Origin of the sequence: Phyllobacterium sp. YR620, from assembly GCF_900104165.1 — a bacterium.
Taxonomy (GTDB): Bacteria; Pseudomonadota; Alphaproteobacteria; order Rhizobiales; family Rhizobiaceae; genus Phyllobacterium; species Phyllobacterium pellucidum.
Window position 1 is genome coordinate 238,781 of sequence record NZ_FNJP01000001.1, and the last position, 15,883, is coordinate 254,663.

Annotated in this window: 16 protein-coding genes; 8 read left to right on the plus strand and 8 right to left on the minus strand. The window is 59.1% G+C overall.

Annotated elements, in window-relative coordinates; all coding sequences use genetic code 11:
* Positions 1–106: 106 nt before the first annotated feature.
* On the minus strand, positions 107–1,021 hold the full coding sequence (hemF, locus tag BLR72_RS01095) for an oxygen-dependent coproporphyrinogen oxidase (RefSeq protein ID WP_091944253.1): 915 nt from the start codon (positions 1,019–1,021) through the stop codon (positions 107–109).
* A 156-nt stretch (positions 1,022–1,177) separates the two neighbouring features.
* On the opposite strand from hemF, the gene BLR72_RS01100 reads away from it, so the two are divergent.
* Together BLR72_RS01100 and BLR72_RS01105 are read left to right on the plus strand one after the other, a co-directional pair.
* Positions 1,178–1,450, plus strand: a complete 273-nt coding sequence (locus BLR72_RS01100; RefSeq protein ID WP_027233445.1) for a hypothetical protein — start codon at positions 1,178–1,180, stop codon at positions 1,448–1,450.
* Between the two features lie 233 nt (positions 1,451–1,683).
* Positions 1,684–2,787 (plus strand): ABC transporter substrate-binding protein, encoded by a 1,104-nt coding sequence (locus tag BLR72_RS01105; RefSeq protein WP_027233444.1) that lies wholly within the window; start codon positions 1,684–1,686, stop codon positions 2,785–2,787.
* 59 nt (positions 2,788–2,846) lie between these two features.
* Here BLR72_RS01105 and BLR72_RS01110 read toward each other — a convergent pair whose 3' ends face one another.
* Positions 2,847–3,302, minus strand: a complete 456-nt coding sequence (locus BLR72_RS01110) for a tRNA (cytidine(34)-2'-O)-methyltransferase (RefSeq protein WP_091924035.1) — start codon at positions 3,300–3,302, stop codon at positions 2,847–2,849.
* Between the two features lie 324 nt (positions 3,303–3,626).
* On the opposite strand from BLR72_RS01110, the gene BLR72_RS01115 reads away from it, so the two are divergent.
* From BLR72_RS01115 to BLR72_RS01140, 6 genes are all read left to right on the plus strand, one after another.
* The gene (locus BLR72_RS01115; protein WP_027233442.1) at positions 3,627–5,474 is read left to right on the plus strand and encodes an ABC transporter ATP-binding protein; all 1,848 of its coding nucleotides are present in this window, start codon (positions 3,627–3,629) and stop codon (positions 5,472–5,474) included.
* Positions 5,475–5,746: 272 nt separating this feature from the next.
* Positions 5,747–7,597 carry an ABC transporter ATP-binding protein gene (locus tag BLR72_RS01120; protein WP_091944256.1) on the plus strand — a complete coding sequence of 617 codons (1,851 nt, stop codon included), beginning with the start codon at positions 5,747–5,749 and terminating at the stop codon, positions 7,595–7,597.
* Positions 7,598–7,785: 188 nt separating this feature from the next.
* Positions 7,786–8,349 carry a ubiquinol-cytochrome c reductase iron-sulfur subunit gene (gene petA, locus BLR72_RS01125; protein ID WP_027233440.1) on the plus strand — a complete coding sequence of 188 codons (564 nt, stop codon included), beginning with the start codon at positions 7,786–7,788 and terminating at the stop codon, positions 8,347–8,349.
* Positions 8,350–8,370: 21 nt separating this feature from the next.
* Positions 8,371–9,669, plus strand: coding sequence for a cytochrome b (locus tag BLR72_RS01130; RefSeq protein WP_091944258.1), 1,299 nt, complete (start codon positions 8,371–8,373; stop codon positions 9,667–9,669).
* A gap of 29 nt (positions 9,670–9,698) precedes the next feature.
* On the plus strand, positions 9,699–10,562 hold the full coding sequence (locus BLR72_RS01135) for a cytochrome c1 (protein ID WP_027233438.1): 864 nt from the start codon (positions 9,699–9,701) through the stop codon (positions 10,560–10,562).
* 107 nt (positions 10,563–10,669) lie between these two features.
* Entirely contained in the window at positions 10,670–11,215 is a 546-nt protein-coding gene (locus tag BLR72_RS01140) for an adenine phosphoribosyltransferase (RefSeq protein WP_027233437.1), read from the plus strand.
* A gap of 40 nt (positions 11,216–11,255) precedes the next feature.
* On the opposite strand, the gene BLR72_RS01145 is transcribed toward BLR72_RS01140, so the two are convergent.
* From BLR72_RS01145 to BLR72_RS01170, 6 genes are all read right to left on the minus strand, one after another.
* Positions 11,256–11,723: a MaoC family dehydratase gene (locus BLR72_RS01145; RefSeq protein ID WP_091944261.1), complete on the minus strand. Its 468-nt coding sequence runs from the start codon at positions 11,721–11,723 to the stop codon at positions 11,256–11,258.
* On the minus strand, positions 11,720–12,190 hold the full coding sequence (locus BLR72_RS01150) for a MaoC family dehydratase (protein WP_091944264.1): 471 nt from the start codon (positions 12,188–12,190) through the stop codon (positions 11,720–11,722). The genes BLR72_RS01145 and BLR72_RS01150 overlap by 4 nt, the downstream gene beginning before the upstream one ends.
* A 15-nt stretch (positions 12,191–12,205) precedes the next feature.
* On the minus strand, positions 12,206–13,309 hold the full coding sequence (ychF, locus tag BLR72_RS01155; protein WP_091944267.1) for a redox-regulated ATPase YchF: 1,104 nt from the start codon (positions 13,307–13,309) through the stop codon (positions 12,206–12,208).
* Positions 13,310–13,321: 12 nt separating this feature from the next.
* Positions 13,322–14,047, minus strand: a complete 726-nt coding sequence (gene pth, locus BLR72_RS01160) for an aminoacyl-tRNA hydrolase (RefSeq protein WP_091944270.1) — start codon at positions 14,045–14,047, stop codon at positions 13,322–13,324.
* 30 nt (positions 14,048–14,077) lie between these two features.
* Positions 14,078–14,707 carry a 50S ribosomal protein L25/general stress protein Ctc gene (locus tag BLR72_RS01165; RefSeq protein WP_091923833.1) on the minus strand — a complete coding sequence of 210 codons (630 nt, stop codon included), beginning with the start codon at positions 14,705–14,707 and terminating at the stop codon, positions 14,078–14,080.
* A gap of 215 nt (positions 14,708–14,922) precedes the next feature.
* Positions 14,923–15,855 (minus strand): ribose-phosphate pyrophosphokinase, encoded by a 933-nt coding sequence (locus BLR72_RS01170; RefSeq protein ID WP_027233431.1) that lies wholly within the window; start codon positions 15,853–15,855, stop codon positions 14,923–14,925.
* Between the last annotated feature and the right edge of the window lie 28 nt (positions 15,856–15,883).

Consider the following 15,883-nt stretch of genomic DNA (forward strand, 5'->3'; position numbering starts at 1 on the left):
GCCCGCAAACATATGCCTGACGCGCTCGATCAGGCGCGGACAATCAACCGCGCCAAGGAAGCATGATAACGCATCATTCCTGTATTTGATCCCTCAAATTTCCCGTTCATGGCCATTTGACCGCAGGCGGCATCGAAGAAAGGATCGAATCCACGTTCCCGCCTGTCCTGAGGCCGAAGATCGTGCCGCGATCGTAGAGAAGGTTGAACTCGACGTAGCGGCCGCGGCGCACCAGTTGTTCCTGGCGATCGGCGTCGGTCCAGTCCTTGTTGAAGTTCTGGCGCACCAAATAGGGATAGACCACCGAAAAAGCCCGGCCGACATCGCGGGTGAAGTTGAAGTCGGCATCCCATCCGCCGCTCTCGTCCGACGAATGCAGCCAGTCGTAGAATATTCCGCCGGTACCACGGGGTTCCTTGCGATGCGGCAGGTAGAAATATTCGTCGCACCAGGCCTTGAACTTGTCATAGTCGGCAACGGCGGAATGCTTGTCACACACGAACTTCATCGCCTTCTGGAAGGCGACCGTGTCCGCGTCCTCCTGGCTCCGCTTGCGATCGAGCACCGGCGTCAGATCGGCGCCGCCGCCGAACCACTGGCGGGTCGTCACCACCATACGCGTATTCATGTGAACCGCCGGCACGTAGGGGCTTTGCGGATGTGCGATCAGCGAAATGCCGGACGCCCAGAAGCGCGGGTCTTCATCGGCGCCGGGTATCTGCTTGCGGAATTCCGGCGAGAACTCGCCGTGAACCGTCGAAATGTGGACGCCGACCTTCTCGAAGACCCGGCCATGCATGAGCGACATGATGCCGCCGCCGCCCTTGCCATCGTCACGTTGCCAGGGCGTCTGCTCGAAGCGGCCCGCGGCGCGATCCGACAGAGGGCCTTCCAGTTCGTCCTCCAACTGTTCGAACAAGGCGCAGATCTTGTCACGGATCTCCGTAAACCAGGCTGTGGCTGCGGCTTTCTTGTCGTCGAGTGCATCGGGAAGAGCGGGGGGAATGTCAGGGCGGTCCATGGCAAAGAATCCTTTGTTTATGCGGACATATCACAACATCGAAAAGACAAAGGGAAGGGGCGTTTACTCAATCCGCCGATCTCCAAAAAATGACTCGTTTTCCGCAACAACACTGCATAAGTTTACAGTGTAAAGCGTTGAGTGAGGGCTCAAAGAATGGTCTCCAAAGCGCCCAGGTCGCAATTCCCCAAGCCACCGCTCGAGGGCTTGCGCAAGCAGCTCAAGGAAAGCCGCCGTGACGCCGGCCAGCAACGCGGCGCGTTCGTTCGCGAAAGCTTCCGCCTGCCGCGATTGGCAGCCCGTGAAAAAGCCCGCGAATGGTTCGAGCAATTCCCAAAGGCCGCCTATTGGACCGAGATCGAAAGCTGGCAAGAGCGGCCGGGTGATATCATCGAATTTACAATGCGCAGATTACCCAACGCGGATTAGCTTTTGGTAAGAGAAGCGCCAAAACTGTCGATTCAGCAATAAAATTGATGATATTTTTCAAGAAATTGATCGATATGGTCGAAAATCGCCGCAAGTTTGCAAGATTTTTCAATTTTTCGTCAGTAGGCGCCAAAATCCAAGCAATCGTTGCTGACAGCCATTTCCAAAGTTACTAGAACTCTGCCCAGCCCCGGACAGTCGTTCGGATGCACAAAAAATCCAAGGAGGAAACTATGCGCTTATCGTTGATCTCTGGCGTGGCTTTGGCTGCCGTCATGGCGATGACGTCGTTCGCCAAGGCCGATATCGTCGTCGGCATTATCGCGCCGGTCACCGGTCCTGTCGCCGCCTACGGCCTGCAGGTGAAGAATGGCGCCGAAAGCGCTGCCGAGGCCATCAATGCGGCGGGCGGCATCAAGGGCGAAAAGATCGTCACCAAGATCTTTGACGATGCGGGCGAACCCAAGCAGGGCGTGTCGGTCGCCAACCAGGTCGTCGGCGAAGGCATCAAGTTCATCGTCGGACCGGTAACGTCGGGCGTTGCCATGCCGGTATCGGACGTTCTTGCTGAAAACGGCATCATCATGGTCACGCCGACCGCGACAACACCGGATCTGACCACACGCGGCCTCGAAACCGTGTTCCGCACCTGCGGCCGCGACGACCAGCAGGCCGATGTTGCCGGCAAGTACATGCTCGACAACTTCAAGGACAAGCGCATCGCCATCGTCTACGACAAGACGCCCTACGGTACCGGCATCGCCAATGGTCTGAAGTCGGTTCTCAACAAGGGCGGCGTCACAGAAGTCGTCTTCGAAGGCATCAATGCCGGCGAAAAGGACTACAGCGCTCTCATCACCCGCATCAAGTCGGAAAAGGCCGATGTGATCTACTTCGGCGGCTATCATGCGGAAGGTGGTCTGATTGCTCGCCAGTTGCATGATCAGGGCGTAAAGGCCCAGATCATCGGGCCGGACGGTCTTTCGAACACTGAATACTGGGCAATCGGCGGTGACGCTGCAGCCGGCACGCTGTTCACCAACAGCGCCGACCCGACGAAGAACCCAGCCGCCGCCAAGGTCGTCGAGGCTCTCCAGGCGAAAAACATCCCCGCGGAAGCCTTCACGCTTAATGCCTATGCGGCCATGCAGATCATCGCGGGCGGCATCGAGAAGGCAGGTTCGGTCGAGCCGACGGAAGTCGCAGCAAAGATCAAGTCGGGCGAGCCGCTTTCGACCGTCGTCGGCGACCTGACCTACTCGAGCACCGGCGATCTCACCACGCCGGCATTCGTCTTCTACAAGTGGGAAGGCGGCAAGGCCGAACAGATCAACTAATTCTGTCCGACTGAAAACCCAAGGTCCGCCGGGCAGAAATGGCCGGCGGATTCGTTTTTTTAAGCTTGAAATTGCCGCAGTGCCTCAGCTGCGGCGATGGCCGCGGACAGCGCAAGGTTGAGCGAGCGCGCGCCCTCGACCATCGGAATGATCAACCGCGCATCGGCGGCTTGATGGACTTCATCGGGAACGCCGGCGGATTCGCGTCCAAGCAGCAGGATGTCGCCGGGTTCAAAGGCGAACTTCGTATAGGGCACCGCAGCTTTCGTCGAGAAGAGCAGCAGCCGCCGTTTTGCGGCAAGCCGCCACGCCTGAAAATCCGCCCAGCTGGCATGACGCGTCAACGCCGCCTGTTCGAGATAGTCCATGCCCGCACGCTTCAACGCCCGGTCGGAAAGGTCAAAACCTGCAGGCTCGATCACATCGACCGCGATCCCGAAACAGGCTGCCATACGCAGTATCGTTCCGGTATTGCCTGGAATGTCCGGCTGATAAAGGGCGATGCGAAGGTCCACTGATGCGTTGGTCAATACTTACGGCTCCATTGCGATGGCCTCTCGCCTTTTGCGTTCATAATCGCTATAGGAAGCAAACCGCAACGCTAACTTGGAGGTGTCGATGCCAAAATTGATGCGACTTCTTCCAAACTGGACGATGTCCGGTTGCCTTTGCGGTTGCGTGTCGGTTCTCCCTAGTTAGAAATTCCGTCTTTCCGACAAGAGCCGCAAACCGCCGATCTTCGCGTTTGCAGGTGTTTTCCATGTTTGTCCCAAGCAGTATCCCAACGACCGGCTGGCGGTCCGCTACCGTGATTAGGACAGGTGTTTACGAGGTTGAAAATGTTTCGCTGGTTTGAAGAGAGGCTCGAACCATTTCCGCCAGCCGAGCCCAGTGAGCCGCCAAGATCGCTCGTGGCGTTCTGCCTGCATTATACGCGCGGCGTGTGGCCATTCATCGCCGTCATGGCCGTTTGCACAGCCCTGATCGCCGTGCTCGAAGTGTCGATGTTCGCCTTCATGGGCAATATTGTCGACTGGCTGTCGAACCACTCGCGCGAGACCTTCCTTTCCGAAGAGGGCTGGAAGCTGGCGCTGATTGCTGGCGTGATCCTCATCGTCATGCCCGGCATCGTCTTGATCGATTCGCTCGTCATCCATCAAACGCTGCTTGGCAACTATCCGATGCGTATCCGCTGGATGGTGCATCGCTACCTGATCCGCCAGTCGATGACGTTTTTCCAGGACGAGTTTGCCGGGCGCGTCTCGACGAAGCTGATGCAGACCTCGCTCGCGGTGCGCGAAGCGGTGATGAAGCTGCTCGACGTTCTCAACTATGTCATCGTCTATTTCAGCGGCACCCTGATCATCGCGGCAGCGGCCGACCTTCGGCTGATGCTGCCATTCGTCGTCTGGCTCGTCGCCTATATCGGACTGTTGCGCTACTTCATTCCGAAAATCCGCATCATTTCGGAACGGCAGGCTGACGCCCGTTCGACCATGACCGGCCGGATCGTCGACAGCTATACGAATATCGCCACGGTCAAGCTCTTCTCGCACTCGAAGCGCGAAGAAAGCTACGCGCGCGAAGGAATGGAGGATTTTCTCGGCACCGTGCATCGCCAGATGCGCATGGTGACGAGCTTCCACTTCTGCCTCTATGCCATGAACTGTCTCCTGCTGTTTTCGGTGGGCGGCATCGCCATCTGGCTGTGGCTGGACTCGGCCATTTCCGTCGGCGCCGTTGCCGTCGGGATCGGATTGGTCCTGCGCCTCAACGGCATGTCGCAGTGGATCATGTGGGAAATGTCCGCCCTGTTCGAAAATATCGGAACGGTGGAAGACGGTATCACCTCGATTTCGCTGCCGCGCCTGGTGCCGGACGTTGCGAATGCGCCCGAGCTCGTCGTGAAATCGGGCGCGATCACTTTCGACGCCATTGGCTTTCACTACGGCAAAGGTGCGGGGATCATCGACAAGCTCTCGCTGGATATCCGGCCCGGCGAAAAGATCGGCGTCGTTGGCCGCTCGGGCGCCGGCAAGTCAACGCTCGTCAACCTGCTGCTGCGCTTTTACGACCTCGAGAGCGGGCGCATTTTGATCGATGGTCAGGACATTTCGAAAGTCTCCCAGGATTCGTTGCGGGCGAATATCGGCATGGTCACACAGGATACATCGCTGCTGCACCGGTCGGTGCGCGACAATGTGCTCTATGGCCGACCCGATGCATCGGATGAGTTGATGCGGCAGGCCGTGCGCAATGCACAGGCCGATGGCTTTATCGAGGAACTGACCGATCCCAAGGGCCGCCGGGGTTTCGAAGCTCATGTCGGCGAGCGCGGCGTCAAGCTTTCCGGTGGTCAGCGCCAGCGTGTCGCCATCGCTCGAGTCATGTTGAAGGACGCACCGATCCTGATCATGGACGAGGCGACCTCGGCGCTCGATTCCGAAGTCGAGGCAGCGATACAGGACAATCTTTATCGGCTCATGCAGGGAAAGACCGTCATTGCCATCGCCCATCGCCTTTCGACCATTGCGGCGCTTGACCGCCTTGTCGTGATGGACAAGGGCAAGATCGTCGAGAGCGGCAGCCACGACGAGCTCATCGCCGCAAACGGGATCTATGCGGGGCTTTGGGCGCGCCAGTCCGGCGGGTTCCTCGGGCTCGACGATCAGGAAGCGGCGGAGTAAAGCGGAGTTCCTGCCCTCCCGCCTGTGGGGAGGGTGGCTGCGCAGCAGCCGGGAGGGGACGTGCGTGACTTCGTTTAAGCTCGACTTCTGATCAAGCCCCCCACCCCAGACCTTCGGTCTGACCCTCCCCACAAGGGGGAGGTGGGGGGCCAATCTATGAAGAGTGTCCGGTAACCGAAGTTTAATTTGACGCATCGCGGGACTCAACCGATGGTGGCCCTTCGCCCATTGGTTTCATCATCGTGATGATTTTTCAACGCAATGCAGGTTGAATGACACGCCTTTACCGCCTGTTCGAGAGCTGGGTCGATCCCTATGCCAGTGCGCCGGCGGAACGGGTTCCGAACCAGTCGCTCGCCTTCATGTGGTTCTATGTCCGGCAGGAGAAATATGTTTTTCTGGCGATGCTCGTTTGCGGCGGGCTGATTGCCCTGTTCGAGGCCGGGCTCTTCTGGTTCGTCGGCAAGATCATCGACATCCTCGCCTCCACCGATCGCGTCGAAGGCTGGCAGGGTATTATCGACCGCCACGGTGTCGCGCTGCTTTTGATGCTGCTTGCTGTGTTTCTTGGGCGAACGCTCGTGCTTTCCCTTGCTGCCCTCGTCGAGGAGCAGGCGATCGTGCCGGGTTTCAACAATCTCGTCCGCTGGCAGGCTCACAGCGTCGTCTACCGGCAGAGCCTTGCCTTTTTCCAGAACGATTTTTCCGGCCGCATCGTCACCAAGGTCTGGGCCGCGGGACAGGCGCTTGGCGATTTCATGGTGACGCTGCTGCAGGCAGTGTGGTTCAGCCTTGTATATTGCGCGACGACACTCTTTCTCATCGGCCGCCTCGATTGGCGGCTGGCTTCAGTCGTCGGCGTGTGGCTCGTCGTTTTCGGCTTCACCGCCCGCTATTTCCTGCCGCGCGTGCGCAAGGCGGCGCGCGATACGGCCGAAACGAGCTCGCTGGTCATGGGCCGGCTCGTCGATGGCTACAGCAATATCCAGACGCTGAAGCTGTTCGGCACCACACAACGCGACGATGCCTATATGCGCCGCGGCATGGATCGCTGGCTCGTCGCGATCATGTCGCTGACGCGGGGTCTGAGCGGCATTCGCATTTCGCTCGCCAGCACAAGCGGGGCGATGATCTGCGTCGTGGCGGCGCTTTCGATCGATCTTTGGCTGAAGGGCGAGATTTCGTCCGGCGAGGTCGCCTTCACGCTGGGTCTTGTGCTGCGGCTCAGCATGCTCCTGACGCGCATGATGGCCAACCTCAATGGCTTGCTTCGCAACTACGGCACGATCCAGAATTCCATGGAACTCCTCGCGCGCCCCGTCAGCGTCGTCGACAAGCCCGGAGCCCAGCAACTCACCGTGACGGATGGGGCAATCACGTTCGAGAACGTCCGATTTCACTACGAGTCGGCACGGATCGTCATCGAGGATTTTTCCCTGCATGTGCGGCCGGGCGAAAAGATCGGCCTTGTCGGCCGCTCAGGCGCCGGCAAATCGACGCTCGCCAACATGCTGCTGCGTTTCTTTGACGTCGAAAGTGGCCGCATTCTTATCGACGGCCAGGACATCGCCAATGTCACGCAGGATTCGCTGCGTGCCCATATCGGCATGGTCACGCAGGATACGTCGCTGCTGCATCGTTCGGTCCGCGACAACATCCTTTATGGCCGGCCCGACGCTTCCGACGACATGATGCGCGATGCGGTGATCAACGCCCAGGCGGAGGCATTCATAGATACCTTGACCGATCCCAAGGGCCGTCGCGGTCTTGATGCCCATGTCGGCGAGCGCGGCGTCAAACTATCGGGCGGGCAGCGCCAGCGCATCGCCATCGCACGCGTCATGCTCAAGGATGCGCCGATCCTGATCCTCGACGAAGCGACCTCGGCGCTCGATTCGGAAGTCGAGGCGGCGATACAGGAAAGCCTCTACCGGCTGATGGAAGGAAAGACCGTCATTGCGATCGCGCATCGCCTGTCGACCATCGCGGCTCTCGACCGCCTGATCGTCATGGATGAGGGCCGCATCGTCGAGAGCGGAACGCATGCCGAGCTTGTTGCTGCCAACGGGCTTTATGCCGGGCTCTGGGCGCGCCAGTCGGGCGGATTTATCGGGCAGGAATAAGTCGCCGGTTTATCCCTGCGACATCCTGCCCTTATGCCGCTGTCAGGCTGGACAAGCTCATGCGACATGCTTAGAAACCACGCGATATGTTGGGGATTCCGCGGGGCTCATCTTCTTGGGCCTGTCTTCTATTATGCTGACTTCGTGGACTCTCCCGCTGCGTTGTTATTCGGAAAGGAACAGGCCCCGTGAGCGCACACGATACGACCGAGCCGACACGGCGTGACTTCCTCTATATTGCGACAGGTATGGCCGGTGTGGTCGGCGCAGGGGCTTTTGCCTGGCCCTTCATCGACCAGATGAGACCGGACGCATCCACGCTGGCAGTCTCGTCCATTGAAGTTGATGTTTCGGCTGTTCAGCCGGGTATGTCCCTCACGGTCAAGTGGCGCGGCAAGCCGATCTTCATCCGCAACCGTACGCCCAAGGAAGTTGAGGAAGCCAAGGCTGTCGCGCTCGGCGATCTCAAGGACCCGATTGCGCGCAATGCCAACCTTCCGAGCGATGCTCAGGCCACCGATGCCGATCGTACAGCTTCGAAGGAAAAGGAAAACTGGCTGGTGATGGTTGGCGTGTGCACCCACCTCGGCTGCATTCCGCTCGGCCAACAGGGTGATTTCGGCGGCTGGTTCTGCCCCTGCCACGGCTCGCACTACGATACGGCCGGACGCATCCGCAAGGGACCGGCGCCGGAAAACCTGGCGATCCCGCCACTTTCTTTCATTTCCGACACCGTCGTCAAGATCGGCTAAGGTTCCACGGGGAGACACGACATGAGCGGTGGACATTCATCCTACACGCCGAACAGCGGAATCGAAAAATGGTTTGATGCGCGACTGCCGTTGCCGCGTCTGCTATACGATTCATTCGTAGCCTATCCGGTTCCGCGCAATCTGAATTATGCCTACGCCTTCGGCGGCATCCTGGCGATCATGCTGGTGTCGCAGATCCTGACCGGCGTAGTGCTTGCCATGCACTATGCCGCCAGCACCGGCATTGCCTTCAATTCCGTCGAAAAGATCATGCGTGACGTGAATTCGGGCTGGCTCCTGCGCTACCTGCATTCCAACGGCGCCTCGATGTTCTTCCTCGCCGTCTACATTCACATTTTCCGCGGCCTTTATTACGGCTCGTACAAGGCGCCGCGCGAACTCCTTTGGATTCTCGGTGTAATCATCCTCCTCCTGATGATGGCGACGGCCTTCATGGGTTACGTGCTTCCGTGGGGCCAGATGTCCTTCTGGGGTGCGACGGTCATCACCGGCTTCTTCACCGCGTTCCCGATCATCGGCGATCCGATCCAGCAATTGCTGCTCGGTGGATTTGCCGTCGACAACCCGACGCTCAATCGCTTCTTCTCGCTGCACTACCTGCTCCCGTTCATGATTGCCGGCGTCGTCGTCCTGCACGTCTGGGCGCTGCATGTGACCGGCCAGACCAACCCGACCGGCATCGAAGTGAAGTCGAAGACGGATACGGTTGCCTTCACGCCTTACGCCACCGTCAAGGACGCGTTCGGCCTGGTGCTGTTCCTGATCCTCTTCGCCTATTTCGTCTTCTACCTGCCGAACTTCATGGGCCATCCGGATAACTATATTCAGGCAGACTCGCTGAAGACACCGGCCCATATCGTTCCCGAATGGTACTTCCTGCCCTTCTACGCGATGCTTCGTGCCATCACCTTCAACATCGGCCCGATCAACTCGAAGCTCGGCGGCGTCCTGACGATGTTCGGCTCGATCGCGATCCTCTTCCTCGTGCCCTGGCTCGATACGTCGAAGGTTCGCTCGGCCGTCTACCGGCCCTGGTACAAGCTGTTCTTCTGGATCTTCGTTGCCAACGCCATCATGCTCGGCTGGCTCGGATCGCGTCCTGCCGAAGGTCTCTACGTGGTCTTCTCGCAGCTCGGAACGGCCTATTATTTCGGCTTCTTCATCGTCCTCATGCCATTGCTTGGACTGGTTGAAACCCCGCGCCGACTCCCGAATTCGATCACCGAGGCGGTGCTCGCGAAAACCAAAGGTGGTGGCCTGCCGGTAGGCGTCACCGCGGCTCCGGAAACCAAAGGCTGAGAATCGTGAAGGGCTCAAGGAACTTTCCCATGAAAAAAATCCTCCTCGGTCTTGCAGCTGCCGGTCTCGGAACCATGCTGGCATTCGGAACGGTTGCGACCGCCGAAGAAGCGCATAACGCCGCCGAACCGACGCACTTCCCGATCAAGAAGCCGGAAGAGATGAACTGGACCTTTGCGGGGCCGTTCGGACGCTATGACAAGCAGCAGTTGCAGCGCGGCCTCAAGATCTACAAAGAGGTCTGCTCGGCCTGCCATTCGATGAACCTCGTGGCATTCCGTTCGCTGGCGGAACTCGGCTATAGCGATGCTCAGATCAAGGCATTTGCGGCCGAATACGAAGTGCCGGGCGAACCCAACGCCGATGGCGAGCCTACAACCCGCAAGGCTATTCCTGCCGATCATTTCCCGTCGCCTTACGCCAATCCGGAAGCGGCGGCAGCAGCCAATGGCGGCGCGGTGCCGCCGGACTTTTCGCTGATCGCCAAGGCGCGTGCGGTAGAGCGCGGCTTCCCGCGGTTTCTGATCGATATCTTCACGCAGTACCAGGAAGGCGGTCCGGACTACATCCACGCGCTTCTGACCGGCTTTAACGAAACGCCGCCGGAAGGCATGCAGATCCCTGAAGGCACGCACTACAACCCGTTCTTCATCGCCGCCAAGTCGTTGAAGATGGCGCAGCCTTTGCAGGACGGCCAGGTCACCTATGACGATGGATCGCCGCAGACACTTACGCAGTATTCGCAGGACGTTGCCGCGTTCCTGATGTGGGCGGCCGAGCCGCACCTCGAGGCCCGCAAGAAGACCGGCTTCCGCGTCATGCTGTTCCTGGTTCTCTTCGCAGGCCTCATCTATGTGGCGAAGCGCCGGATCTGGTCCGACGTCGAGCATTGACCGGATCGGTAGAATCAATTTGAGGGAAGGGCGCTTTGCGCCCTTTTCTTTTGAGGGCGGGGCTGCATAGATTGTCTGCCCGCTGACAGCGCGAAGGGAACGATCAGATGGATTCAAGCCTCAAGCAGACGCTGGTTGATGCCATCCGCAACATTCCGGACTATCCGAAGCCCGGCGTCATGTTTCGCGATATAACCACACTCCTTGGCAATGCCCGCGCCTTTCGCCGCGCCGTGGATGAACTGGTGCACCCCTATGCCGGTGGCAAGGTAGATCAGGTTGCAGGCATCGAGGCGCGCGGCTTCATAATTGGTGGCGCCATGGCGCATCAACTGTCATCGGGCTTCGTGCCGATCCGCAAGAAGGGCAAGCTGCCGCGCGATACCGTGCGGATCGCCTACAGTCTCGAATATGGTCTCGATGAGATGGAGATGCACCGCGACGCTATCGCGCCCGGCGACAAGGTCATCCTCGTTGACGATCTGATCGCGACGGGCGGGACCGCCGAGGCCGCGGTCAAGCTTCTGCAGCAGATGGGCGCCGATATCGTCGCCGCCTGCTTCATCATCGACCTTCCGGAACTCGGCGGCCGCAAGAAGCTCGAGGCACTCGGCGTCAATGTACGGACGCTGGTCGCCTTCGACGGGCACTGAGCGGATTCATTGTTTTACACTTTTGTTGGCCTGCCGACCGTCAAGCGGGCAGCGCAACAAGGGCGGTGCTGTCGAATGAAAGAACCTTGTCGCCATTCTGGTTATAGGCGGCGGAGGACATCTGCATCATCGACCAGCCCGGCCGAGACTTGAGCGGGCGCACGTCGTGCAAGGTCCGGGTAAAGCGGATCGTATCGTCGGCATAGACCGGCTTCAGCCATTTCAGGTTCTCAAAACCCGGTGAGGGGCCGAATTGCGGCGGCTGTTCGCCTCGTTGCAAGGCTTCTGCGATAATCCGCTTCATGTCCTCGACATTGAGGCGCATCCATATTGCCGTCGTATGCCAGCCCGAGGCACAAAGTCCGCCGAAATTGCTTTTCCTAGCCGCTTCAGGATCGACATGAAAACGTTGCGGATCGTACTTCGACGCAAAATCAATGATGTCGCTGGCGTTGAAGCGATGGGTGCCGAGGTCGCGCTCCACGCCAATGTATTGTTCGATGCTCATGCTTGCACGGGCTCCCGTGTCGAGAACATCGCGGTATGTTCGAGCTCGCATACCAATATGCCATCCTGATTGAAGACGTCGTGATGCATCTTGACGAACCCGAGGGAAGGTTTCGACTTCGACAGGCGTTGTTCGAGGATCGTCGTTCGTCCTGTGAGCGTGTCGCCGGCGAGAACCGGATGCTTCCATTTGACGAAGTCGATCCCTGGCGCGCCTTGCGAGGTCGAATCGAGAAGATAGGCGTCGCATAGCATGCGCATGAACATCGAGACCGTGTGCCAGCCCGAGGCCGCCAACCCGCCGAGGATACTGGCCCTGCCCGCGGCCTCATTCAGATGAAAGGGCTGGGGATCGAACTGACTGGCAAAATCGATGATTTCTTCCGTCGTCACCTGCTTGGAGCCGAGCGACCATTCACTGCTGACGATGAAATCCTCATAGGCGTAGGTGGGCGTGCGTTCAGCCATTTCAATACAACCGTATCAGGTGTTGAACTTGAACAGCATGATATCGCCGTCCTGGACGATGTATTCCTTGCCCTCGTCGCGGGCCTTGCCAGCTTCCTTGGCGGCCGCTTCGCCGCCGAGGCCCACATAGTCTTGATAAGCGATGGTCTGGGCGCGAATGAAGCCACGCTCGAAATCCGTATGAATGACGCCCGCCGCCCTTGGCGCTTTCGAACCGCGCTCGACGGTCCAGGCGCGTGCCTCCTTCGGGCCTACGGTAAAGTAGGTGATGAGGTGCAGCAGTCGGTAGCCGGCGCGGATCAACCGATCGAGGCCGGGCTCGTCGAGGCTCATGGCTTCAAGATATTCGCGCGCTTCTTCATCGGGAAGCTGCGCGACTTCGGCTTCGATGGCGGCTGAGATCGTGACTGTCTCCGCACCCTGTCCGGTCGCCATTTCCTCGACAGCCTCGGTATATTCATTGCCGGTTGCCGCATCGCTTTCGGCGACGTTGCAGACGTAAAGGACTGGCTTGGAGGTCAAGAGGTTGAGGTCCTGAAGGATCGCGAGATCGTCGGGCGCAATGCCGTTCAGCATGAAGCGGACCGGCTGGCCGTCCTGGAGCAGCGAGAGGGCCTGTTCCATGATCGGAAGCACGGCGAGCGCTTCCTTGTCCTTGCTGCTCGCACGCTTGCGGAACTGGACGATGCGCCGTTCGAGGCTTTCGAGGTCTGCGAGCATCAGTTCGGTCTCGACGGTCTCCGCGTCGGCCACGGGATCGATGCGGCCTTCGACATGGGTGATGTCGTCGTCCTCGAAGCAGCGCAGTACGTGCACCACTGCATCCACTTCGCGAATATTCGCAAGGAACTGATTGCCGAGGCCTTCGCCCTTCGATGCGCCGCGCACGAGGCCGGCGATATCGACGAAGCTGATACGTGTCGGGACAATATTGGCGGACTTGCCGATCTTGGCGATGGTCTGCAGGCGCGGGTCGGGAACCGCTACTTCGCCCGTATTGGGTTCGATCGTACAGAACGGGTAGTTGGCGGCCTGCGCCGCCGCGGTCTTGGTCAGGGCATTGAAAAGCGTGGATTTGCCGACGTTAGGCAAGCCAACGATGCCGCATTTGAAACCCATAATGTGCGATCCTTATTCTTTCTTGCCGAAGAGCTTGTTCAGCATGTCGGCCATGGGGCCGGATTTTGGAATGGTGACGGCAGGCTTTTGCTGGCGCGCCTGCCGGATATGGCTTTGTCCGGTACTTTTTGCAACCGGCTTTTCGGTCGTCGCGGGCTCGCTCCTGGCGTTGCCGCCGACGGCAAGCGCGACGCGGTTCATGAAGCCGGAATCATCCTTGCGAACCAGCAGTCCCGCATTGGCGGCAATCGCCTCGAGCAGGGGATCGAGCCATTCGCGATCCGCCTTGGCGAAATTACCGAGAACATGGTTGGAGACCATTTCCTTGACGCCCGGATGGTTGATACCGAGGCGGACGCGCTTGTAATCCTTGCCGCAATGGGCGTCGATCGATTTGATGCCGTTATGGCCGCCCGAACCGCCGCCGATCTTGATGCGCACCTTGCCTGCGGCCAGATCGAGTTCGTCATAGATCACGATGAGATCGCCGACGCCGAGCTTATAAAAGCGCATGGCTTCGCCGACGGCCTGGCCTGAAAGGTTCATGAATGTCTGGGGCTTGATCAGGATGGTCTTTTCGCCGTCGATCATCCCGTCGGCGATCAGTGCCTGGAACTTGCGCGTCCAGGGAGAAAAATCATGGCGGCGATGTATTTCATCCGCCGCCATGAAACCGATATTGTGCCGGTTTGCAGCATATTGGGAGCCCGGATTGCCAAGACCTGCGATAAGCAGCACGCGCCTAGCTCCCAATAGTCGAAAGGACGATTACTCGCCTTCTTTTTCTGCAGTTTCAGTTGGTTCCGCTGCTTCGGTGGTCTCTTCGTCAGCGGTTGCATGGCCAGCGATCGTAGCGATCGTGAAATCGCGATCCTGAATGACCGGTGTCGCACCCTTCGGGAGCGTAACGGCGGAAATGTGGATCGAGTCGCCGATCTGCGTGCCGGTGAGATCGATTTCGATCGCTTCCGGAATTGCATTTGCCGGAACATGCAGCTCGATATCGTGGCGAACGATGTTGAGAACGCCGCCGCGCTTGATGCCGGGCGAAGCTTCTTCGTTCAGGAAGTGGATCGGTACATGGACGTTGACGACCGACTTGGCCGATACGCGCAGGAAGTCGACATGGACCGGCTTGTCGCTGACCGGATCGAGCTGGTAATCTTTGGGCAGGACCTGGATCGACTTGCCATCCAGAAGGATGTTGGCAATCGTCGTCTTGAAGCCGCCGCCGTGAATCTTGTAATACAGCGTCTTGTAGTCGAGGGTGATCGAGATTGGCGCCTGCTTGTCACCATAGATGACTGCTGGCACTTTACCGTTGCGGCGAATGTCCCGGGCGGACCCCTTACCGACCCGTTCGCGCGCCTCGGCCTTGAGCTCGTATGCTTCGCTCATGGCATTTCCTTTCGAGGTTCAAATCTGGAGTGTTTTTCGAGACCACAAGGTGGATGCACAAAAAACATGAAGCGGTCCAATGCTCATCCGAGACCGGATGAATGACCGCCCCATTCCGCGTTGCCTCCAAGGGTGTCTACGCGGATGGCGGCTCTATAACGGAAACCCGGCGCCAGTGCAAGTTTGTTGGCCTGCGTCCAATCAACTCGTTCGGCTTAGTCGAACAGGCTGGAAACTGATTCTTCCGAGGCCGTGCGCGATACCGCCTCGCCGATCAGGTCGGAAATCGACAGGACGCGGATGTTGTGCGCAGATTCGATAGCTGGCGTCGGCTGAATGGAATCGGTGATGACGAGTTCCTTCAGCTTCGAACTCGCTATGCGAGCGACTGCGCCGCCTGAAAGAACACCGTGGGTGATATAGGCGGTGACGCTCGTTGCGCCCTTGGCGAGGAGGGCCTCGGCTGCATTGCACAGCGTGCCGCCGGAGTCGACGATATCGTCGAAAAGGAGGCAATCCTTGCCGCGTACATCGCCGATGACGTTCATCACTTCGGATTCGCCCGGGCGGTCACGCCGCTTGTCGACGATTGCAAGCTGCGCATCGATGCGCTTTGCCAGCGAGCGGGCGCGCACAACGCCGCCGACATCGGGGGAGACGACCATGACATTCGACGTGCCGTAATGGGCGCGCACATCGCGGGCAATGACCGGCACGGCATAGAGGTTGTCGGTCGGAATATCGAAGAACCCCTGGATCTGGCCGGCATGAAGATCGAGCGTAAGGACGCGATTGGCACCGGCCTCGGTGATCAGATTGGCAACGAGCTTTGCCGAGATCGGCGTGCGCGGACCGGGCTTGCGGTCCTGGCGGGCGTAACCGAAATAGGGAAGCACCGCGGTGATGCGCTTGGCCGAGGAACGGCGGAACGCATCGATCATGATGAGCAGTTCCATCAGGTGGTCGTTGGCGGGAAACGAGGTGGACTGCATGACGAAGACATCTTCGCCGCGGACATTCTCCTGGATCTCGACAAATATCTCCTGGTCGGCAAAGCGGCGAACGCTGGCTTTTCCAAGCGGAATATTCAGATATTTGGCGACAGATTCAGCGAGAACACGATTGGAATTGCCCGCGAACAGTTTCATGCCGATTTTTCCCCACGTCTTTTCAGAG